At 47.2% G+C, this 23,329-nt stretch carries 16 protein-coding genes and 1 other annotated feature; of the genes, 15 read left to right on the forward strand and 1 reads right to left on the reverse strand.

All coding sequences use genetic code 11. The features are described 5' to 3' along the window. Positions 1–122: 122 nt before the first annotated feature. The 15 genes from KNQ07_RS00500 to KNQ07_RS00565 all read left to right on the forward strand — a co-directional run bounded on the left by KNQ07_RS00500 (position 123) and on the right by KNQ07_RS00565 (position 21,706). Positions 123–3,170 carry a hypothetical protein gene (locus tag KNQ07_RS00500; protein WP_214763433.1) on the forward strand — a complete coding sequence of 1,016 codons (3,048 nt, stop codon included), beginning with the start codon at positions 123–125 and terminating at the stop codon, positions 3,168–3,170. Continuing rightward, the gene (locus tag KNQ07_RS00505) at positions 3,171–3,923 is read left to right on the forward strand and encodes a response regulator (protein WP_214763437.1); all 753 of its coding nucleotides are present in this window, start codon (positions 3,171–3,173) and stop codon (positions 3,921–3,923) included. Beyond that, positions 3,920–4,942 (forward strand): HEAT repeat domain-containing protein, encoded by a 1,023-nt coding sequence (locus tag KNQ07_RS00510; protein ID WP_214763441.1) that lies wholly within the window; start codon positions 3,920–3,922, stop codon positions 4,940–4,942. The genes KNQ07_RS00505 and KNQ07_RS00510 overlap by 4 nt, the downstream gene beginning before the upstream one ends. After that, positions 4,929–6,377 (forward strand): glycosyltransferase family 2 protein, encoded by a 1,449-nt coding sequence (locus tag KNQ07_RS00515; RefSeq protein ID WP_214763446.1) that lies wholly within the window; start codon positions 4,929–4,931, stop codon positions 6,375–6,377. The genes KNQ07_RS00510 and KNQ07_RS00515 overlap by 14 nt, the downstream gene beginning before the upstream one ends. A gap of 25 nt (positions 6,378–6,402) precedes the next feature. Beyond that, entirely contained in the window at positions 6,403–7,551 is a 1,149-nt protein-coding gene (locus tag KNQ07_RS00520; protein ID WP_214763449.1) for an AI-2E family transporter, read from the forward strand. A gap of 204 nt (positions 7,552–7,755) precedes the next feature. Continuing rightward, a complete protein-coding gene (hemA, locus tag KNQ07_RS00525; protein ID WP_214763456.1) occupies positions 7,756–9,096 on the forward strand; it encodes a glutamyl-tRNA reductase in 1,341 nt (446 codons plus the stop codon). An 82-nt stretch (positions 9,097–9,178) separates the two neighbouring features. After that, positions 9,179–10,105, forward strand: coding sequence for a hydroxymethylbilane synthase (gene hemC, locus KNQ07_RS00530; protein ID WP_214763459.1), 927 nt, complete (start codon positions 9,179–9,181; stop codon positions 10,103–10,105). Next, positions 10,071–10,781 carry a uroporphyrinogen-III synthase gene (locus KNQ07_RS00535; RefSeq protein ID WP_353048618.1) on the forward strand — a complete coding sequence of 237 codons (711 nt, stop codon included), beginning with the start codon at positions 10,071–10,073 and terminating at the stop codon, positions 10,779–10,781. Before hemC ends, KNQ07_RS00535 begins: the two co-directional genes overlap by 35 nt. Continuing rightward, positions 10,778–11,767, forward strand: coding sequence for a porphobilinogen synthase (hemB, locus tag KNQ07_RS00540; RefSeq protein ID WP_012371004.1), 990 nt, complete (start codon positions 10,778–10,780; stop codon positions 11,765–11,767). The genes KNQ07_RS00535 and hemB overlap by 4 nt, the downstream gene beginning before the upstream one ends. Beyond that, positions 11,764–13,074, forward strand: a complete 1,311-nt coding sequence (hemL, locus tag KNQ07_RS00545) for a glutamate-1-semialdehyde 2,1-aminomutase (RefSeq protein WP_214763461.1) — start codon at positions 11,764–11,766, stop codon at positions 13,072–13,074. Before hemB ends, hemL begins: the two co-directional genes overlap by 4 nt. Before the next feature lie 55 nt (positions 13,075–13,129). Further along, positions 13,130–13,359, forward strand: a binding site (T-box leader). Positions 13,360–13,401: 42 nt separating this feature from the next. Further along, complete coding sequence (locus KNQ07_RS00550) at positions 13,402–16,044, forward strand: valine--tRNA ligase (protein ID WP_214764728.1); 2,643 nt, start codon at positions 13,402–13,404, stop codon at positions 16,042–16,044. Between the two features lie 56 nt (positions 16,045–16,100). Continuing rightward, positions 16,101–17,351: a bifunctional folylpolyglutamate synthase/dihydrofolate synthase gene (locus KNQ07_RS00555; protein ID WP_214763466.1), complete on the forward strand. Its 1,251-nt coding sequence runs from the start codon at positions 16,101–16,103 to the stop codon at positions 17,349–17,351. Positions 17,352–17,423: 72 nt separating this feature from the next. After that, positions 17,424–18,245 (forward strand): hypothetical protein, encoded by an 822-nt coding sequence (locus KNQ07_RS16065; protein ID WP_251139422.1) that lies wholly within the window; start codon positions 17,424–17,426, stop codon positions 18,243–18,245. 53 nt (positions 18,246–18,298) lie between these two features. Then, a complete protein-coding gene (locus tag KNQ07_RS00560; protein WP_483297836.1) occupies positions 18,299–21,001 on the forward strand; it encodes a DUF5057 domain-containing protein in 2,703 nt (900 codons plus the stop codon). Between the two features lie 15 nt (positions 21,002–21,016). After that, positions 21,017–21,706, forward strand: a complete 690-nt coding sequence (locus KNQ07_RS00565; RefSeq protein ID WP_214763469.1) for an ankyrin repeat domain-containing protein — start codon at positions 21,017–21,019, stop codon at positions 21,704–21,706. Between the two features lie 46 nt (positions 21,707–21,752). On the opposite strand, the gene KNQ07_RS00570 is transcribed toward KNQ07_RS00565, so the two are convergent. After that, entirely contained in the window at positions 21,753–23,321 is a 1,569-nt protein-coding gene (locus KNQ07_RS00570) for a type II secretion system protein (RefSeq protein WP_214763476.1), read from the reverse strand. Positions 23,322–23,329: the final 8 nt, after the last annotated feature.

A 23,329-nucleotide genomic window follows, 5' to 3' on the forward strand; every position in this document is an offset into this window, starting at 1 on the left:
GGCAGTTGCTTCTTTTTTTATCCAAAATATCCCTTTCAGAAATAAACGCTTCCCATATATGCGGTAGATTGTTTTCACGTTACAATGGTAAAAACAAAAGTGACGGAAAGGGACGTGTAAAGATGAAGCGATATAAATGGATTGCCGCGATCGTAGTCCTTCTGATGCTGACACCGCTATTGATTTGGTTCATACAAAAGGAACGGACATTAAACGTAATCTTGTTTGATTACACGGTGGGAAAACAACAACGGGAACATGCAGGAACGACCTGGTTGTTGAATCATTTGAAAATCACGAAGGATGAAGGAAAGAATTATACATACACGGATTACATCAACCGGTATGACGGGACACAAGGTGAAGCGATGTTGAAACAAGCTTCCAAGGCCGATGTATTGCTGTTTACAGATACATATGGAAAATCCTACACGGTCGACGGGAAACAGCAACACCGTGGCGGACTGACAGCTGAGGATGTGGCACTTGCGACAGACGCGATTTCAAAAGGGAAGACAGTGGTCGCAGAGTTCAATACAGCAGCCAGTCCAACACCATCCGATCGTTCAAATGCGTTCCGGCAATTGTTCGGAACGGCATGGACGGGCTGGATCGGACGCTTTTTCCCGGACTTGACGAAATTACAGGGTCTCGATCAAACCGTCATTGATAAATTAAAGCTTCAGGCTAAGGATAAAGCGTTTAAATTATCCGGACCCGGATATGTTTTCATCAATGACTCGACGGAAGAAGTCTTTTTCGTCAATGATGAGACGCCTCTTTTGTACAAATGGGATAAAAATCAAGGATCCGCAAAGGATGAAGTCCGGTACAACTATTGGTTTGAAATATTGGAACTCGACGGGGGCGAACAACAGGCCCATTTTTCCTGGAAACCCTCCAAAAAAACACAAGCCATGTTACGCGAGCGGCAATTGCCTCTTGAATTCCCCGCCTATGTTACACAAGGAAGCGGCCATTATTTTGCAGGTGATTTCACAGATGTCGCTGATATTCCGCGCTACTATCGTTATGCCGGACTCGATTGGTTCCGTAAACAATTCATTCTCGACAGTGCAGACAGCGAAACGGCATTCTTTTGGAAGGTTTATGCACCGACCATCAGCCGTATCTTAAAGGAAACGAAAGTCGTGAAACAGCAGGCGGAGCAGGTTAAACCGCTGGCACAAACAAAAATCAACAACCAAACGGTCCGGACGCGGGCGCGCTCGGGTCAAGATACGCTTGAGATGTATCAAGACGGGAAATGGAAACCATATTTCGTCAAAGGAGTGAACGTCGGACTGGGCCGCCCGGGTGCTTTTCCGGGAGAACACGCCATCAGCCGTAATGAATACGACCGCTGGCTGAAGCAGATGGGTGAGATGGGCGTCAATACGATCCGGATTTATACACTTCATCCTCCCGCTTTTTATGATGCGTTAAAAGCGTACAATGAAACGGCAAAAACACCGATTTACTTAATGCAAGGCATGTGGGTTGAAGAAAAACCGTTTGAAGAATTAAAAAATGCCTTCGAACCGGAATTTTTAAAGATGACGGATACGGAAGCCAAACGGATGGTCGATGTCATACACGGGAATGCTGTCGTCAAGGAAGTTGTCGGTCATGCTTCCGGTACGTATACGTCTGACGTTTCACAGTACGTCTCTGCATTTGTGTTCGGGATCGAATGGTTACCGGACGCCGTCATCGGAACGAATAAGAAGAACAAGGGGCTTCGGTACGACGGCAAATACGTGACGACGACAAAAGACGCCTCGCCATTTGAATCATGGTTAGCCGGCCGGATGGACAGTGCGACACAGCATGAGCTCGATACCTACAAAACGACCCGGCCCATCGCAGCGACGAACTGGCCGACGACGGATCCGCTTGCGCATCCGAAGGAAGTGGAAGAAGAACAGGACCTGGTATCGATTGATTTCAACCATATCCAGGCCACAAAAGACTTTGCCGGCGGCGTCTTTGCCTCGTATCATATTTACCCGTACTATCCATCGTTCATCAAGGAAGAGTTTGGACGCAAAGCGGATACCGGATCAGAGTCGTACAGCCGTTATCTGAAGCGGATGAAAGACTATCATGATATGCCGTTACTCGTTTCCGAATTCGGCATTCCGAGTTCGCGTGGGAAAACCCATTTGGGTCCGAATGGATTTGATCAAGGGCATGTCAGTGAAGAAAATCAAGGAAAACTCGTAGCCAAGTTATATCAAGACATCGTCGAAACGAAGATGGCCGGCGGACTGGTCTTTATCTGGCAGGACGAATGGTTCAAACGGACGTGGAATACGATGGACTATGATGACGCTAACACACGTCCGCGCTGGTCAAATGTCCAAACGAGCGAGCAGCATTTCGGGATGCTTGGTTTCTTAAGAGCCGATATTACGATTGACGGTAAGATGGATGACTGGAAAGGCTATGCACCGGTAGCGGAAACGGACGGTCAAGCGATTTACATGACATCGGATGAAGCTTATCTGTATGTCCGGATCGACCGGAAAAAAGCCGAACCAACGACACTCGCCTTGTCGACGAAGCCGAATGACGGTAATCTGCAAGTCGGACCGTTAAAATTGGACGAAGGTGCCGAGTATCGTTTGACAATCGGCGATCAAGCGCGCCTGGATGTCGATGAACGGTATGACATCTTCCGCTACCATTACGGGTTGAAAAAACCGTTTGAGATGGTCAAGCCGCCGTCAGATAAACAAAACAGTGGAAACTTTAACCCGATCTACCAAATGCTCGATTATGCAAGAAGAGATCCGGTCACTAAAAAAATCATCAAGCCGGCCGTGAAGTGGGACACAGGTATTCTGCATGAAGGACCGCCGGAAAGTATTTTGACCGATATCTCTGACATCAAGCAAAAGCAGATCGAACTTCGGATTCCATGGATGTTATTAAATATGCGGGACCCGAGCAAACATGAAATCATCGGAGATTTTTGGAAAGATGGGCTTGAGGCGAAGATGATCACGGAAGGGATTGAAGTGACCGGCCAGATTGGAACAACGCGGATTCCGGAAAAAGACCGCGGTTTTTATAATTGGTCGGAATGGACGAATCCGCAACAGCGCGAGGCGCTAAAGCCGGTGTATCAAACGATGCAACAGGCGTTTAAAGAAGGAGTGAGATAAATGCGTCGGGAAGAGATGTGGAAATTAATCAATGCAACAATCGAACCGATTGATACAGAAACAAGCTCATCACATATCTTGTCCGAACAGGATGTGAACGAATCAACATCGGGAGTCATTTTTGTTCATACAATTGGTGTCATGCCGGAAACGGTCAATGACTTGATTGAAGAAGGGCGTTGTGCAAGAACGGATTTGTCTTATGCGGATGTCATTCTCGCCAGTCGACCGGTAGAGGAGGAACGGATTCCTGTCGTTTACCTGAATCCGGATATGAACGATGCCTCGTTCTATTTACTGGAGAATGCCCGGGAAATCGTACCAGCTGATCTGGCTAAGGATGTCTTGTTGGATCGAATTGTCCGGTATAAACGTGTTCAGCGTGTCGTCGATGCGGTAATCGTCACAGACGATCCGCATCTCAGACGATTGCTGGAACGCGAATTGACGAAAAGCTTTGAAACCCTCTCCCTGTATGAACGGGCAGAAGTATTTTTAGAGCAGCATGTGGCGACACGCCCGTATCTGTTGGTCTTTTCATCCGCACTCCCGCGAGCTGACGGACTGGAGTTATTATTACGTGCGAAGCAGGAAACCATCGTTCCGTTTCATGCCATCATGATTTCGATGTACAACCGGGAAAGAGATCATGTACTCGCGATTGAGCGCGGAGTCGACGGTATCATGACTTTACCGCTTAAAGTCGAAGAGTTTCGGGCCTGGGTCAGCAGACTAGAGGGGGTCCGCGGATGAAGTGGATTTTAGGTTTCATCTTCCTTCTGGTCGTCCTGCAAATCGGAGCACTCGTTTACCTGGTCCTTCAAAAAAACAAACGCGCGAAACAGGAAGAAAATCGTTTGACATGGCAATTGAACTTCCGGGACGAATTGTATGATTTTGCGACGGGAGAACAACAGGATATGCCAAAAATCGTATCCGGAAACGAAGATCTGGTTGAGCTTGAGCTGTTTGCCTTTACGAATCTGACAGCGACGGTTGCCCATCAAGAGCGTATCTACCAATACGTCGAGGCGAAGCTGTTGCCATACTATCATAAACAGATCCGGCACCGGCGGATTGACCGTCGTTTGAATGCGTACGAAGCGATTGCGCAATTCCACTTAAAGCCGGTTGCGACTGAACTGCATCAAAAACTGCATAAATCTTTATCGCCGGAAGAAGAAGATGTCATCATCCGGACGCTGGTCTCGATTGCTCCGGAACTGGCGATTGAAGAAGCGAAATTAAAAAGCGACATCAGTTTCTTTGGAGCTGTTCTCGCAGTCGGACGCAGCAAAGACTTAACGTTGTGGATTCAGGCGTTTGAGGATTTGACAGAACCCTTTCAGATGGCGATTCTCCAGTTGATTTATGATCGTGACGAAACGCGGTATGCAGATTTGGCACGAACAAAGACGGCAGATGCCAACCCGGAAATCCGAAAACGGGCACTCCGAGCGTTGACGCGTGTCGGGCTCGAAGAAGACTGGCAACTCTATACGCCTTATCTCGAGGATGAGACGAGTTGGGTCGAGCAGATGTTAGCGTTGCGCTTTTTAGAAAATGTGACACCAAAGGATTCCGTCGACTACATCCTGCCGTTCGTCGGCAGCCGTTCCTGGTGGGTACGGACCGCAGCCTTTGATGCCCTGCTTGCCTGTGGTGGTCTCGAACAGCTGGCGCTCGTCGCAAAAGATCATCCTGACCGTTATGCCAAACAAAAAGCGACGGAACGGTTAGCAAAGGAGATGAAACAACATGTTGTCATCTGAAACGATTCAAAATATCATTAACGTTTTATCCTGGACTGTTCTGATTTATATGATTCTCGTCATCATTTTTTATTCAACGTTGTATCTGATTTCGGCACAAATGGTCCGAAAACAACGGTTCCGACGAAAGGAAAGTTCTTATTTGCCATTAATGCGTTCTCTTTATACGCGGCCGGTCAGTGTTCTTGTTCCGGCTTACAATGAAGAGTATACAATCGTCACCAGTGTTCAGGCGCTGCTTGCACTCGACTACCCGGAACATGAAGTCATTGTCATCAATGATGGATCGAGTGACGGGACGATGGATGAGCTGTTTAAGACGTACGAATTGGAAAAGGAGTTACGTTTTCCCAGGATTCTGATTGGGTCGCAACCCGTCAAACACGTTTACCGTTCCCGAATCGATGCCCGTTTGATTGTCATTGATAAAGAGAACGGCGGGAAGGCGGATGCCTTGAATGCCGGAATCGACTACTCCAGTTATCCGTATTTCTGTTCGCTTGATGCCGACTCGATTCTTGAACGGGATGCTCTCCTGAAAGTCATGAAACCGATTGTAGAGTCCGATGAAGACGTCATTGCGACATGCGGGTCGATTTTCCTCGTCAACGGTTGTACGATCGAAGGTGGCGAAATCGTTGAGATTCGAACGCCGAAACAACGGATCGTATTGATGCAGATGATTGAGTACTTCCGTGCCTTCTTGTTCGGACGTCTTGGACTCAGCCGTTTTAATATGTTATTGATTGTGTCCGGTGCCTTCGGATTATTCCAAAAAGCAATCGTCGTTCAGGCGGGTGGATACAAAGAGGGGCTTGTCGGTGAGGACATGGAGCTAGTCGTCCGGCTGCATCGTTACATGAAAGAAAATGACATCGACAAACGAATTGAATATGTTCCGTCACCGGTCTGTTGGACGCAGGCGCCGGAGACGATGGAAGTCTTACGCTCGCAACGGAGCCGTTGGCACCGTGGACTGGCAGAAACGTTATGGACGCATAAACGGATGATTGGGAATCCACGCTACGGTTTCGTCGGAAGCGTCTCGATGCTATACTTCTTTTTAATCGAATTGCTGGGACCGATTGTCGAATTGATCGGGTACTTCATCATTCCGCTTAACCTGCTGGTCGGAACACTTAATTTTGAGTTCGGTGTTGTCCTGTTGACGGTGGCTTTGCTTTACGGTTCCTTGTTATCCGCTGGAGCCGTTCTGCTTGAGGAATGGACGATGCACCGATTTAAAAACGTCATGGAATTAATCCGATTGTACCTGTGGTCACTGACAGAATCGTTTTGGTACCGCCCGATCCTGGTCTTCTTTAAGCTGGGTGGATTAATTCAGTTCATGACGGGCCGCGGTCAATGGGGTAAAATGGAACGACAACGACTGGATGAAGTCGTGACGGAAGACGCAAAAGAAAAAACAAGTTGATTGTAAACGCGTAGGAGGACTGTTCGTGGATTTACTTCGAAACAAATGGTTTAAAGCCTTACTTTGGATTTTGACGATTTTCTTAGTCATCTGGGTCGGAACAAAAATCTCATTTTTATTCCAACCGATCAAAGTGATGTTAGCATTGATTTTCCCACCGTTGATTATCGCCGGTATCTTTTATTACTTCACTCTCGGGATTGTCGACACGCTGCAAAAGCGCGTCAAGAAACGGGGACTCGCGGTTCTGATCGTTCTGCTCGGATTTCTCGGTGTCATCACGATTGCCGTCGCTTCGATCGGTCCGATTTTGGTCGAGCAAGTGTCGGATTTCGTGACAAGCATTCCGAACCTGGTCGTCGAACTGCGGGACCAGACGCTGAATCTCCGGGACCAGTTGATGAACAACCGGTTCATCTCCAACTGGGTGCATGAAAATACCGCCATGTTTGATTCATGGACAAATGAAGCGACATCTTATATCGGCACGTTATTCAAGTCGGTGTCGACCTCTGTCGGGACGATCTTCGGGGTCATCTCTTCGACCGTCTTGATCATCGTGCTTGTGCCGTTCATTTTGGTCTACATGTTACTCGACGGCTATAAGTTTCCGAACTCAGTCGTCAAACTGTTACCGAAAAGCTATGAAACGGAAACCCGGAAAATTCTTCACGATATGCATGTGACGGTTAAACACTACGTGAACGGTCAAGTCATCGTCTCGTTGTGCGTCGGTCTGATGTCGTTGATCGGATTTTTCATCTCGGATATTCAATATGCGTTGCTGCTGGCATTGTTCTGTACGGTTACGAACATCATTCCGTATCTTGGACCGTATATCGGGGCTGTTCCTGCCGTCATCGTCGGATTCATCGATGATCCGATCAAAGCACTCTACGCTATCATTACGATTGTCGTCGCCCAACAGATTGAATCAAATCTGATTTCGCCGTATGTTCAAGGAAAGACGCTGAAGGTCCATCCTTTGACGATCATCATCGTTTTGCTTGTTGCCGGAAAGATTGGTGGCATCATCGGTGTCATCTTAGCGGTCCCGACTTATGCCGTGACGAAAGTCGTCGTTCAAAACATTGCCCGGATTTATCGTCTGCGCCAACAAAAGTTGGATGTTCAGATTGAGGAGTCACGGATCATTACCGATTCAACGAAATAAGAAAGACAAACCCTCTGCTGAATGATGAAAGCAGAGGGTTTGTACTTTGGCGCTGAGAGGGATATGGTAAGAAGATAAGTTTTCACAACTTCGACTCATTTTAGTTTATAAATTGATTGGAATCTTTTTTATAATGGTTATAATGTAGAGTAGAGAACGAAAGATAGATGAGAATGAAATCTTTGGACGTAAGGGGTAGAGCGCATGCATATCGTAGTTGTCGGTTTAAATAATAAGACGGCGCCTGTATCAATCCGCGAACAAGTCTCATTTGGGGAACATGAGATGAAGGGAGCGGTCGTTGCGCTACGTGACGAAAAAAGTATTTTCGAGAGCGTCATCGTTTCGACATGCAACCGGACGGAATTATATGTTGTTACGGATCAACCGCATACTGGGCGTTATTATACAAAACGTTTTCTGGCGAACTGGTTCGGTTTGACGATGGAAGAACTGGAGCCGTATTTGTTCATCCACGAAGGATTTGACGCAATGAAACATCTTTTCCGGGTGACAAGCGGACTCGATTCGATGATTGTCGGTGAAACACAGATTCTCGGGCAAGTGAAAACAAGTTTCTTTACGGCACAAAAACTCGAGACGACCGGAACGGTTTTCAATAAATTGTTTAAAGAAGCAGTCACGCTTGCGAAACGCGCGCATGCTGAAACGGGAATCGGTGAAAATGCCGTGTCGGTCAGCGCAGCTGCTGTCACGTTAGCGGAACAGTTACTTGGATCGCTTGAAGATAAATCCATTGTCGTCATCGGTGCCGGAGAAACAGGTGAATTAACGACACTTAACTTGTATGAAGCGGGCGCCCGTGATATCACTGTTTTCAACCGGACGCTGGCAAAAGCGGAAGAAGTGGCGAATCGTTTCGAAGGATCCGCACATTCGATAAACGAAATGCAATGCGGTCTGCTTCGGGCTGACATCGTTATTTCTTCAACCGGAGCAAAACGAGCAATCATCAAACGTGAAGACATTGCCGCAGCCCAATTGTTCCGAAGTGACCGTCCGTTCCTGTTGATCGACATTGCGGTTCCCCGTGATATCGAGCCGACGGCGGGTGACTTGCCAGGTGTCCACCTGTATGATGTCGATGATTTAACGTCAATCGTTCAGCAAAACATGGCGGAACGATTGAAGGAAGCAGCAAAAATCGAACAGCGGATTGAAGCTGCGATTGCCGAGTTCGAAGGATGGATGACGACACTTGGTGTCGTTCCGATTATTACGGAACTCCGCGATCAGTCGCTTAAAATCCAGCAAGAGACGATGCAGAGTCTGGAACGGAAACTTCCGAACATGACGAATCGGGAAAAAACCGTAATCGGTAAACACATGAAATCGATCATCAACCAACTGTTGCGTGAACCGTTGTCGTACATCAAAGATGCGGCAGCAAAACCGGATGCCGAGCAACGGATTGCTCAGTTCATGGATACGTTTGCATTGGACGAAGAATTGTTTGACGGTGCGGCCGAAGAAATCGTATTACAAGAAGAAACAGCAGCAGAACGGAAAGCTGTGAATCGGTGAACATAGACCGAATTGTGTTACAATAGAAAAGCATGGGGCGGACTTGTGCCGCCCCTTTATTATTGTACAGGGGGATTTCAGCATGCGAAAAATCATAGTAGGTTCACGAAGTTCAAAACTTGCGATGACACAAACAAAGTGGGTCATCGAACAATTGAAACAGGCAGGTGCACCATACGAATTCGAAATCAAGAATATCATCACGAAGGGTGACCGCATCCTTGACGTGACACTATCTAAAGTCGGTGGTAAAGGATTGTTCGTTAAAGAAATCGAACAACAGATGATTGACGAAGATATTGATTTTGCAGTGCATAGCATGAAAGATCTCCCGTCTGAGTTGCCGACAGGACTCATCATTGGGGCGACACCTGCACGGGTCGATGCGCGTGATGCTTTGATTACGAAAACAGGCGGTGGACTGGACTCGCTTCCGGAAGGCGCAGTCGTTGGGACAAGCAGCTTACGCCGTGGCTCACAATTACTCAAATTACGCCCGGATCTAAAAATCGAATCAATCCGCGGAAACATCGATACACGCCTTGAAAAGCTGAAGACAGGTCCGTTTGACGGCATTCTGCTTGCGGCTGCCGGTCTGCAACGGATGGGTTGGTCGGATGAAATCGTGTCGGAATACATTTCAACGGATGACATGATTCCTGCAGTCGGTCAAGGAATCTTAGCGATTGAATGCCGGGCAGACGATCAGGAAGTCCGCGACTTGTTGAATTTGATTCATGACCAGATGACAGAGAAAGTCGCTTTCGCTGAGCGCGCGTTTTTGGCAGCCATCGAAGGAAGCTGTCATGTACCTGTCGGTGGATTTGCGACCATCAACGAAGATTTGTCGACGACACTCGTCGGATTCCTCGGTTCAGTAGACGGACAGCAAATCCTGCTTGAACGGGAAACGTCACTTGATCCGATGCAACTCGGTCAAACGGTTGCGACGCGTCTTCTTGATGCAGGGGGTCGTGAAATTCTCGCATCTTTACCGGATGACCTGTAAACGACTGGTTTTGACGGGAAGCCGTCGACCGACTGCGGAGCAGGTGGAGCGTTTGACAGCACAGCGGATTGAAGTCGTCCATCATCCGGTCATCGAAACGATTCCGGTCGATTTTCAATTGCCGACGGAACTCGATTGGCTGATTGTGACGAGTCCGACTGGCGTCGAACGCATCCAGTCAGAGCTTCCGTCCTTGCAATATACGAAGATTGCAGTCGTCGGATCAAAAACGGCGGCGGCGTTAATCAAGCAGGGACGAACACCTGATTTCATCCCGTCCGCTTTTACAGGGGATGTACTGGTTGAAGAATTACGGCCGCTTCTCCGGACAGGACAACGCATCTGTTTTGCCCGCGGGAACCGGTCACGTCAAGAACCGCTCGAACGATTAAAGAATGCCATTGCGGCTGAAGTGTTGGAAGTCATCACGTACGAAACAAAGTTGCGGGTGATTCCACCTGATCTGTTGCAACAGACTGCGTATATTGGTTTACAAAGTCCTTCAGCTGTCGAAGCGATTGCTCCATTGCGTCAAGAGACGACGGCGACTTACGTGACCATCGGACCGATTACCGAGCAAGCCGCTCGACGTTTCGGTTTGACACCACTTTTGGTCGCTGCCGTTTATACACTCGACGGACTGATTGACTGTATTTTAGAGGAGGAACTGTTATGAATACATTAGAATTCGCACGTCATCGCCGCTTGCGGAATACAGCATCATTGCGCTCACTCGTCCGGGAAAATCATCTTCACAAAACGGATTTGATTTATCCGTTGTTTGTCGCAGAAGGAGAAGACATCAAACGGGAAGTCAGCTCGATGCCCGGCGTATTCAACCTTTCACTCGACCATCTTGAAGCAGAAATCAAGGAAGTCGTTTCACTTGGTATTGAATCGGTCATCCTGTTTGGTGTTCCGCACGATCACTTAAAAGATGAACAAGGGACCGGCGCGTTTCACGATCACGGAATCGTTCAAGAAGCGACGCGACTCGTTAAAAAAGTCGCACCGCAACTGACGGTCATCGCGGATACATGTCTATGCGAATATACGTCAACCGGACACTGCGGCATCGTCGCCGACGGAACGGTCGATAACGATGCGTCACTTCCGTTGCACGTCCAAACAGCAGTGTCTCAAGCGCGTGCCGGTGCCGACATCATCGCACCATCTTCCATGATGGACGGATTTGTCGCGGCGATCCGCCAAGGACTCGATGAGAATGGATTCAGCCATATCCCGGTCATGAGTTACGGCGTCAAGTATGCTTCCGCTTATTACGGACCGTTCCGTGATGCGGCAAACTCGGCACCTGGTGAAGGGGACCGCAAAGGGTATCAAATGGATCCGGCTAACCGTCGGGAAGCATTCCGTGAAGCGACAGCAGATGTCGAGCAGGGTGCCGACTTCATGATCGTCAAACCGGCTCTCGCCTTTATGGATATCATTCGGGATGTCCGGGAACGGGTAGACTTACCAATCGTCGCGTATAACGTATCGGGTGAATATGCGATGGTCAAGGCTGCTGCGTTAAACGGCTGGATTGACGAAGAACGTATTGTCATGGAAACGATGCTCGGCTTTAAACGGGCCGGAGCCGATTTAATCATCACCTATTTCGCGAAAGACATTTGCCGTTACTTGGAGGGGTCGAAATGAGCTTAACGAATCAAAACTCAAAATCAAAAGCCGCGTTTGAGCGGGCCTTACCGCTCATGCCGGGCGGTGTCAACAGCCCGGTTCGCGCGTATAAATCAGTCGGCATGACACCGATTTTTGCAGAACGTGCGCAAGGATCACGTCTGTACGATATCGACGGAAAAGAATACATCGACTATGTTTTATCATGGGGACCGATGATTCTTGGTCATGCTGATCCGATCGTGACGGCTGCCATTCAAGAGCAGGCGACACGTGGATGGAGCTACGGCACACCAACCGAAATCGAGTCGGCGATGGCGGAAGTCGTCATCAGCCGTGTCCCGTCGGTTGAAGTCGTCCGGATGGTCAACTCCGGAACGGAAGCGACGATGGCTGCGCTTCGTCTCGCACGCGGATATACAGGAAAAACAAAAATCCTGAAATTCGAAGGCTGTTATCACGGTCACGGCGATTCACTGTTGATTAAAGCCGGATCAGGCGTTGCGACACTCGGACTGCCGGATTCACCGGGTGTACCGGCACAAATTGCCAGTATGACATTGACAGTGCCGTATAATGACATGGATGCGGTTCGGATTGCATTTGAAAAACACGGCGACGATATCGCCGGTGTCATCGTCGAACCTGCAGCCGGAAACATGGGCTTCGTGCCACCACAACCGGGCTTCCTCGAAGGACTGCGCGAAATCACGGAACAGCACGGCACACTGTTGATCTTTGATGAAGTCATGACCGGTTTCCGCGTCGGCTTCAATTGTGCCCAAGGACATTTCGGTGTCACACCGGATATCACATGTCTCGGTAAGGTCATCGGTGGCGGTATGCCGGTCGGTGCTTACGGCGGACGTCGCGATATCATGGAACAAATCGCGCCGCAAGGTCCGATTTATCAAGCCGGTACATTGTCAGGTAATCCGCTTGCCATGGCGGCAGGACTTGCGACATTAACGCAACTGAAACCGGAACACTACGAAGAGTTTGACCGGAAAGCCAACCGTTTGTCGGAAGGGTATCTCGCAGCAGCTGCGAAATACAATATTCCATTGACGACGAACCGCGCCGGTGCGATGTTCGGTGTCTTCTTCACGGATCAGCCGGTGACGAATTTCGAAGAGGCGAAATCATCGAACCTCGACATGTTCCGCTCGTATTATCAAAAAATGGCGGCACGCGGTATCTTCTTACCGCCGTCACAATTTGAAGGACTCTTCCTGTCGACCGTTCATACGGACGACGACATCGAGCAGACGATTGCAGCAGTCGAGCTGACATTCAAGGAATTACAACTCGAATTTAATCGTTAAGCAGTTCTTGACGAGCCGTAGAGGTCTCGGATAAAATAAGGAAAGAATAATTTGGAAAACAGCGATGACGGGAAGAGTAGTCAACAACCGGACTGTATGAGAGAACACATCCACTGGCTGAGAGATGTGACAGGAAGTGCTGACGAAGGTCACCCCACGAGCTGGTTCTGTAAGCGACAGCAAGCAGAATCCGGATTGCCGCACGTTACGCGGACTAGAGGGCACTCTGCAAAGAGTGAACTAAGGTGGTACCGCGGAAGAGCAACGGCTTCTTTCGTCCTTAGATGAGGACGAGAGAAGCCGTTTTTATTATGGATTAAAGGAGCGATTCAGATGCAGGAATTATCAATGCCAACAAAATATGATCCGCAGGCAACGGAAGAAAAATGGTACGACTTTTGGATGAAAGGGGAATACTTCAAAGCCGATCAGGATCCGGAAAAAGCACCGTATACGATCGTCATCCCGCCACCGAACGTCACCGGGAAATTACACCTCGGTCATGCCTGGGATACAACACTTCAGGATATGCTGACACGGATGAAACGGATGCAAGGTTTCGACGTCTTGTACCTGCCGGGAATGGACCACGCCGGAATCGCGACGCAAGCCAAAGTCGAACAGAAGCTCCGGGCGGAAGGAAAGTCACGTCTTGAAATGGGACGTGAGAAGTTCCTTGAACAATCATGGGCATGGAAAGAAGAATATGCTTCAACAATCCGCGAGCAATGGTCGAAACTCGGACTCGGACTCGATTATTCACGGGAACGGTTTACACTCGATGAAGGTTTGTCGGAAGCGGTTCAAGAAGTGTTCGTTAAATTGTATGAAAAAGGCTTGATCTACCGCGGCGAATACATCGTTAACTGGGATCCGGCGACGAAAACAGCCATCTCGGATATCGAGGTCATTTATAAAGACATCGAAGGTGCTTTCTATCACTTCAGTTATCCGTTGACGGACGGAAGCGGTCACGTCGAACTGGCGACGACGCGTCCGGAAACGATGCTCGGCGATACAGCGATTGCCGTCAATCCGAAAGATGAGCGTTATGCACACCTCGTCGGAAAAACAATCACGTTACCAATCGTCGGCCGGGAAATCCCGATTGTTGCCGATGAGTACGTTGATATGGAGTTTGGGACAGGTGTCGTTAAAATCACGCCGGCCCACGACCCGAACGACTTTGAAGTTGGAAACCGTCATGATTTACCGCGTGTCCTCGTCATGAACGAAGACGGCACGATGAACGAAAATGCCGGCAAATATGAAGGTATGGATCGTTTCGAATGCCGTAAGCAGATTGTCGAAGATCTGAAAGAATCAGGTGTCCTGATCAAAGTCGAACCGCATCTGCATTCCGTTGGTCACTCGGAACGGTCGGACGCGATTGTCGAGCCGTACTTGTCGCTCCAATGGTTTGTTAAAATGGAACCGCTCGCTGAAAAAGCATTACAAGAGCAACAAGGGGAAGACAAAATCAACTTTATTCCGCAACGTTTCGAAAACACATATGTCCGCTGGATGGAAAACATCCGTGACTGGTGTGTCAGCCGTCAGCTTTGGTGGGGTCACCGGATTCCGGCCTGGTACCACAAAGAAACGGGCGAAGTCTACGTCGGCAAAGAAGCTCCGGCTGATCTCGAAAACTGGGAACAGGACAATGATGTGCTGGATACATGGTTCTCATCCGCCCTTTGGCCGTTCTCGACGATGGGCTGGCCAAACGAAGGTGCAGCTGATTATCAGAAGTACTTCCCGACGTCAACACTCGTAACGGGTTACGATATCATCGCTTTCTGGGTCTCACGGATGATCTTCCAATCGTATGAATTCACAGGCGAACGTCCATTCAACGATGTCTTGATTCACGGCTTGATCCGTGACTCCGAGGGACGGAAAATGTCGAAATCACTTGGTAACGGGATTGATCCGATGGATGTCATCGAGAAATACGGTGCGGATTCGCTGCGCTGGTTCTTAACGACCGGTTCAACACCAGGAAACGATTTACGTTTCTACTGGGAGAAAATCGAAGCGACATGGAACTTCTCGAACAAATTGTGGAACGCGAGCCGCTTTGCCTTGATGAACATGGATGGACTGACGCATGAGCAAATTGATCTGTCCGGTGAGAAATCACTTGCCGATCAATGGATTCTGACACGTCTGAACACGACGATTGATGATGTGACGCGTCTGTCAGACAAATATGAGTTTGGTGAAGCCGGTCGCGTTCTGTATCACTTCATCTGGGAAGACTTCTGTAACTGGTACATCGAGATGGCGAAGTTGCCGTTAAACGGTGAGGACGAAGCAGCGAAATTGACGACACGTTCGATTCTTGCCTATACGCTTGATCAAATCATGCGTCTGATGCATCCGTTCATGCCGTTCATCACGGAAGAAATCTGGCAGCACTTACCGCACGAAGGCGAAACAGTTACACGTGCCGCTTGGCCGACACGGAACGATTCACTGGATTTCCCAAAATCTGTTCCGGCATTTGAAGCCGTTCAGAACGTCATCCGTTCAGTTCGAAACATCCGGGCTGAAGTCAACGCACCGATGTCGAAACAAATTCAGTTGATGATTTCAACGAGTGACGATCAAGTCCAGCATGATTTAGAAACAAATCTGTCGTACTTGAAAAAGTTCACGAATGCGTCAGAATTGCTCGTTGAACGCAATATGACAGCACCGGAAAAGGCGATGAGTGCCATCGTGACGGGAGCAGAATTGTTCATTCCACTTGCTGACTTGATCAACATCGAAGAAGAAATCGCTCGTCTGAACAAAGAACTCGTCAAGTATACAAAAGAAGTCGAACGGGTCGAGAAAAAACTCAACAACCCGGGATTTGTCGGGAAAGCACCGGCACATGTCATTGAAGAAGAACAAGCAAAAGCACAAGACTATAAAGAGAAGCGGGCGGCAGTCGAAGTCCGGATCAGCGAACTCGCAAAATAATCTTAACAGTGGCTCAAGTTTTCTTGAGTCACTTTTTTTGAAGGAGTGAAGCAAGCGTGAGAACACGAGAAGATGTACTCGAATGGTTATCGGCGTTACTGGCATTTGGCATCAAACCGGGACTGAGTCGGATGGAAGCGGTACTGGCGGAACTTGCCATTGATCCGGATGCGATTCCGACGGTTCATGTCGCGGGAACAAACGGGAAAGGCTCGACGGTCGCCTTCTTACGGGAGATGGGGATGGCGCAAGGACTGCAAATTGGAACGTTCACCTCACCGTATATCATTCAGTTCGAGGAACGGATTATGCTGAACGGTGTACCGATCAGTGAAGCGGATCTGGTCAAGGCGGCAAATGCTGTACAGAAAGCAATCGTGAACATAGAATCGACAGTCGGTACTGTAACGGAATTTGAGGCGTTGACGGCACTTGCCTTTTATCATTTTGATCAAATCCGTCCTGACTTTGTCATCTATGAAGTCGGACTCGGTGGTTTGTACGATTCGACGAATGTCCTGAAACAACCCAAAGCCGCCATTATTACGTCGATTGGTCACGATCATCAAGCGATTCTCGGAGATACGCTCCAAGAGATTGCCCTACAGAAGTTCGGGATCATCAAACAAGGCACACGAGTGATTGCCGGGAAACTGCAGGAAGAATTGACAGTACCGTTGATGGCCTATTGTGGCGATCGGCAAGCGAGTCTGTCCTGGAGTCAGGAAGTGATCCGCCATTACCGACTGAGTGAGACCGGGACATGGGCGACGTATGAAGGCATTCCCGAGACACGTCTTGGACTTGAAGGGATACATCAAGTCCACAACGCGGCCAATGCCGTCGTCTGTGCGAAACAGCTTGGTTGGTCGAAGACGTCGATCCGGCGTGGACTTCGGAATGCGATTCATCCGGGACGGTTTGAAATCATTTCCCGTAAACCGCGGATCATTTTAGACGGTGCTCATAATCCGGAAGGCGTGACGGCACTTGTTGAACGCTTGAAGGAAGAGTCAAAACCGGTCGTCGTCCTGTGTTCGATTTTACGCGACAAGGACCGGGAAGCGATGCTGATGCAGTTACGGGAAGTAACGTCAGAGATTTACGAGACGACGTTTGATTTCCCGAGAGCAAGGACGCTTGAAGAATTGAAGACGGACGGAGCGAACGCGATGGAACTCGAACAATTTTTCAAAGAAGTGGATACGACGAACGAGACGCTGATTGTCACAGGATCCCTCTACTTCATCAGCACGGTTCGCACATTACTTAAGGCGCAGTCTTTTACAAAAAAGGGGAAACTGTAAAAGTCCTTGTATACTGATGGTGGGGTAATATAGTCCTAGATTTCATGATCTTACGACGAGGAGACGATGGAAATGCAACGTTGGGTACGTCTGTTTTTAGTCAGCTTATTGATATTTACTAGTATTACGTATATACAACCACCACATACAAAGGCTGCAGCCGGAGAAAAATTTAAGATTTTAGAGGTACGGGATGCCTGGTCAGCAACGAACCGGATTGATCCGAAGACCGTCATCACATCGATGCTGACGGGACTGGATGCGACTAAATACGAAATCAAGATCATGACGGTTAAGGAACTCAATGCCTCACGTTTTTCACTTGATGGAGCATTTGACGCGATCGTCTTTGATTCATCTGCATTTTCGGGTACAGATCGTTACTCGATGACGATTTCGGATACGAAAAAAAATCATAATACAAATAAAATTGAAAATGATATTACGAAGCTAAAAGCGAACGAAATTAAAAATGCATACCTAAAAAAAGGATTACCTGTTTTTTTACATCAAGATGTTTTCGCGCAAACCTCAAGTAATTTTAATTTGATTTTTAAAGATGTACCTGCCTATACCGACGTGGCCACGGTAATTACAAAATTAAAAGCACAGAAAATTGTCCGACCACGCCTCGAGAGTGTATCCATCCAACAAAATGGAGCAGCGCTGACTGGAGTCGATAAAGGACCGATGGCTGTTCCGAATGTACCAATCGATTTTTCATATACGACCAGTGTCGAAAATACGAATCAACTGGTGCAACTCTTCATCGATTTTGACAGTAACGATCAATTTGATGAATCTGAAAAAATAGATGAGAAACCGGCCGGAAAGACCGGCACGTTAACGTATAACTTTGATGCCCAAGTTATACGGGGCCACGAAACTGGATGATTCGTGTTTTGAGCAGCGACGGTTTAACCGACTATAAGACCGGAAGCTTTTTGATGAAGGACCAAGTTGCAGAAGCAAAGATTCTTCAGGTTACAAGAGATGCAGGTAAAGGATCGTTGAATACCTATTTAAGCGGTACTTATTTGGAAAAACCGGACTTTTATAAATTTAATATTGAAGTAACAGATTCAGCTAAGTTTTCTTCGGACTACGCAAACGTTGACTTGAATTCCAAGTACGATTTGTTGATATTTGGATTTCAGGATTCCTATGGTGCGGCGGCGGTAAGTGAAGCGGCTTCAAATAAAATTCTTGGATTTACAAATACCGGACAAGGGCTCATGTTGTCTCATGATACGATTTTTAGACCAAGTCAATCGGCGAATTCAGAATTGTTTTGGGAATCGAAGTTCGCAGGACTCGCAGGACAACAAAACTTTACGAATATGGGATATGCGGCTCCTCGTAAATCGACAAAAGCCATTAAACAAAATTTAGGGGTCATGACATCGTATCCCTTTAATCTTACTGATGAAATCGATATTGCCGAAACACATAACCAGTACTTTGGACTGGATCTCGAACAACCGGACTTAATTCCATGGTACAACATCCGGGAAAACAGCGTTGATGCAACTAATCAAGACGCTGGAAGAACCGTCGGTGATGCACGTAATCATTACTATATGTACACGAAAGGAAATGTGACCTACTCCGGAGCAGGACATACTTCTAAGTTTGATAAGGTTGGAGAAATGCAACTGTTCTCCAATACCATGTACCGTGCATTCATCGGTGCTAATCACAAACCGTTGATTAAAAATATTCTGCCTGATAATCAAGCCAGTTATTTAAGTAATGAGCCGCTTACGATTTCATATAAAGTGAATGACTATGATTTACGTGACCGCCAATTAAAAACACGGATTTATATTGATAATGAAAAAGTATTTGAGAACGATAAATTAAAGAATAACTCCTTTGTCAGTCAAACGTTTAATGGGAAACTGTCGGGTAAAACGTCAGCAGTCATCCGGATTGAAGCAGAAGATCAGCGCGGAGCGAAGACGATTGAGACACGAACGATTCAAGTCGTTCAACCGTCTGCTTCATCCCCATTCATCTTGTCTCGTTCGATCAACCCGGCTACCATTCCGCAAGGCGAAACAGCTGACATCACGTATACGGTCAAAACCAGTCCGATGCTTCAAAAAGATGCAATTGGAAATAACGGATATATCATGGGTCAATTTTCAGTTACAATGCAAAACATCTTATTCACTGAAAATTTCCCGGAAAATATTGATGTCGTTTCAGCGACTGGACTGGGTAACATTAAAATTGTAGGGAAAAAATTAACTGGAGATATTCCGGATATTGAATACGATGAAGCAATCGAAGGTGTCCATAAAGGATTGTGGGTTGCGCAACCGTCTGAACTTACATTTACCGTAAAAGTTCGAGCAAAAGATAGCGCCGGAACTCATCTGTTTGATAAAAAAGATAATACTGTCAGTTCAACAAAAACGATTTATCGGGATAAGAAAAATGGAAAAGACAAGTCGTCATCTGTTTCCAACGATACACAAGCTTTTCCGACGCTCGGGTATGCTTTATCAACACCTTATGCGACAGACGTAAAAATTCCGCCGGTCCGAATCGACCTCAATACACCGTCCTATAAAGTCTTGCCGGAGATCAGTCCAATCGGCAGTCAGTACGGAACGTTGAAATGGTCGATTGCAGACACAGACATTGCAACCATCAACCAAGAAGGAATCATTGTGCCGAAAAAAATCGGAACAACGGATATTAAATTGATTGTTCCTGTCGCGAATGGACGAGAACTTGTTGCGACGTCAAAATTAATCGTTAATGATGTGTTCGGAGGATTAGTTGTCCGTGATGTCCCGAGTGTCTTGTATGTCGGAGAAACGAAGTCGATGACCGGAGACGCCATCATGTTATCCGGAACAGATGCGCCGATTAAATGGATCATCACGAACACCCCGTCTGTCGAAGCCGCAGGCAAGGATACAGACATATTAAAACTGACAGGAATTAAACCCGGCACGATAACTGTACAAGCAGTCGTACCGGCGACGGCAGGGACAACCACTTATCTGGCACAATCGCAAGTTTATCCGATTGAAGTCAAGTTGCCGGAACTCGTTGTCAATCCAAGTAATTTGGAACTTTGGAAAGGAACGACTCAAAATGTGACGGCTACGTTTTCTCCGGATATCCGCCTACCGTTCGTTCTATCAAAAATCAGTGATGCAATCGAGCTGACAGCGACCAGTACTGGATATGTCGTCAAAGGGCTGACCGGAACACCAAACGGTCCAGTCGATGCGGTCTTACAATTAAAAGACTTCCCGGATACCCGTGCAATAACGAAAATCACGGTCCGTGAAAATCCAATCTCGTTGACAGCAAATGATTTGACGATGACTTTGCAGGACGACCAAAAACGACCGATTCTTAACTGGTTACCGGTTACTGCGACGGAACGTTTCTATCGTCTTGAAGTTTTGCAAGGAAAAGAATACGTCAAGACGGATGCAACTGCTCAAACACTGAAGGCACTTCGTCCGGGTGTTGCCCGAGTGAAGGTGACTGCCTTAAAAGAAGATAAGAGCGTTTTTGAAGTATTGAAAGACGGGGAAAAAGAGAAGCAACCGTTGACGACAACGTTTAAAGTCACGGTTTCATCCGATGGATCAACAGGGGAAAGTGACACCGATGTGTATTAAAAAGGAGCAAACGACGTGACGCGTAAAAAAATCATCAGCGTAGTCTTTCTGTTTCTGATTGGAATCGGAGGGATAACGTATTTTCTAATCGATTATCGAAACCAGCAAACATTTGAAGAGAGTCTCAAAACAAATGATGCACCCAAGTTGGAACAGGCAGCTGAAGCTGTCAATTTGTCTACAAAAGAGCGGAACCGATACATTCGAAAGTTTCAAGAGTCATTGGAGTACGAAAAGGCACTTGTCTTGCTTGACCGAGCCAGTGCCGGAAATCAACAAAACTGGTTCTATGTCGCACAATTTGCCTCGACCGATGTTGTCAAACAATGGTTAGCGGCTGGAGCTTCAACGAAACAGCTGAATAAAAACAAACAAAATGTGTTACATGTCGCAACCAGTATCAATCGTTCTGCCGAAGCCTATGCTGTACTCGTCAAACGAGCTTCCAAGCAGCAACTGAATCAACTTGATCGATTTGGTCACACCCCACTGTATTATGCGACAGTGGATCAAAATCAAGAGGCGATGGAGTTGCTCCTTGCAGCAGGTGCTGTACCGGATAAAGGAACAGATCCACCGATCTATGAGACCGTCAAACAAAACCGGATCGATCTATATGAATTGTTAGAAAAGAACGGGGCATCATCAACGGCGAAACAAATAAAAAAAATAGCGAAGAGTTACGGAGCAGAATCATTTAAGTAACGAAAAACACGACATCCTCATGAGAAGGGTGTCGTGTTTTTGTATGTCACGGAAGACGTTTGGGTGTCTCAACATATAATTGAACAGCTCGGCTGAGCGGTAACATGGCAGTTGGATTTTGAAGAACACTGGCATCGTACGTCAGACGCAGGCGTGATTTTTCGGCATCCGTCGATTGTTTGGCAGTCATCAATGTTTGAAGGGCGAGCACATCTTGCGGAAAGCTGTTTTCCGGTAAATCCAGCGTTCCACGGTAGGCGTTGATTTCAAGCTGACCTTTCGTGAAAATACCTCCGTGAAGATTCATCGTAGAACCGACGGAATAGATTCGGTTCAAGGCAGAATCATCACTGTATAAAAAGGCACTCATGTCCGGTTTTGATGTCTGTGGAGTTGAAAACTTGTTGACACGGTTAATCGTCAGGCTTCCTTTACTGAGAAGAATCAACGTATTTTGACTTGATGAACTGGCGATTCCTTGAATGTTTGCATCATCCAGTCGACTCGAACCCGTTGAAAATATCGTCGTCGCAAAGCTGACATTTCCTCGAATCAATAGATTACCTAAGACAATCATCGGACGTTTAATTTCAAGCGGTTGATTCACAGGATTTAAAGAGGAAATGGTTAAATTGCCGTCGATAATGAGCGGTTCCTTTGATTCCTTGACGATATCGTCAGTGATTGTCACAGTGTTATTTTCCGCAGGTGCGGGTCGAATCAACTGTTTTTCTGTACTGAGTTCGTTTAGGAAAGGACCTGTTAAAATCGCTTGTTTGATTGGTTGGGCACGCAAATAGCCCGGTAATGCCGAAAGGGAAGTCGTACTTGGAATATTTAAAAAATCGTTTAAAGCAAACTCGAAATCGAACGGAACCAAAGCTTCCTTTGTTGCGACCAGATCCGTCTTTACAGTTGGGTCAAATACACTCGTATCACAAGTAATGAAGTCACGACAGCTCAGTAAAGGTTGATCCTTTGGCTGAAAAATTTTAACCTGACCATCGATGTAAGAGCGGGCTGTTTTATCCGTGTAGGCGCCGGTCGCGCCATTATAGATGAAGTTCGGTGATGCGGAAACCTTCAGTGCTTGCCGGGAAAAGACATTGCCTTGAATTCGAGGAGCACCGTTTAAAATAACCTGATTGTCGGAGCCGAGAATGTAATATAAAAAGCTTGGAATCGCAGACAGATAAACGCGTTGCGAATATGTTTTTTGGACGGTCGGCTGATCGCCTTTCGTTTCTGCCACTTGTGCTGTTAAATCAAATGCCTTGACCCGGACATTTGAAGCACCTTCATTCAACTTGACTTCGACATTAGGCGCAGCAGTCGCAAGTTTTGCAATGATTTGATTGGTCGGATCACTGAATAATTCCTTCGAAGAACTGGTCGGGCTGGTTCCTGCTGTCGTTGCGACGATTTGCTGTAAAGCAGCAATCGCTTGATTCAACTCACTTTGTGTTGCTGACTCCACTTCAATATTTGTTCCGCGAATTTCTGTCAGCCGCGTAGATTGAAGACTGATACCAATCGTTGCAACCGCTAAGACGGATAGCACCGTCAGAGTTACTAATACAAATAATAAAGTATAACCTTCTTCGGATTTTCGCATGAGTCCTC

It is taken from the genome of Exiguobacterium sp. s145 (assembly GCF_018618835.1).
Lineage (GTDB): Bacteria > Bacillota > Bacilli > Exiguobacteriales > Exiguobacteriaceae > Exiguobacterium_A > Exiguobacterium_A artemiae.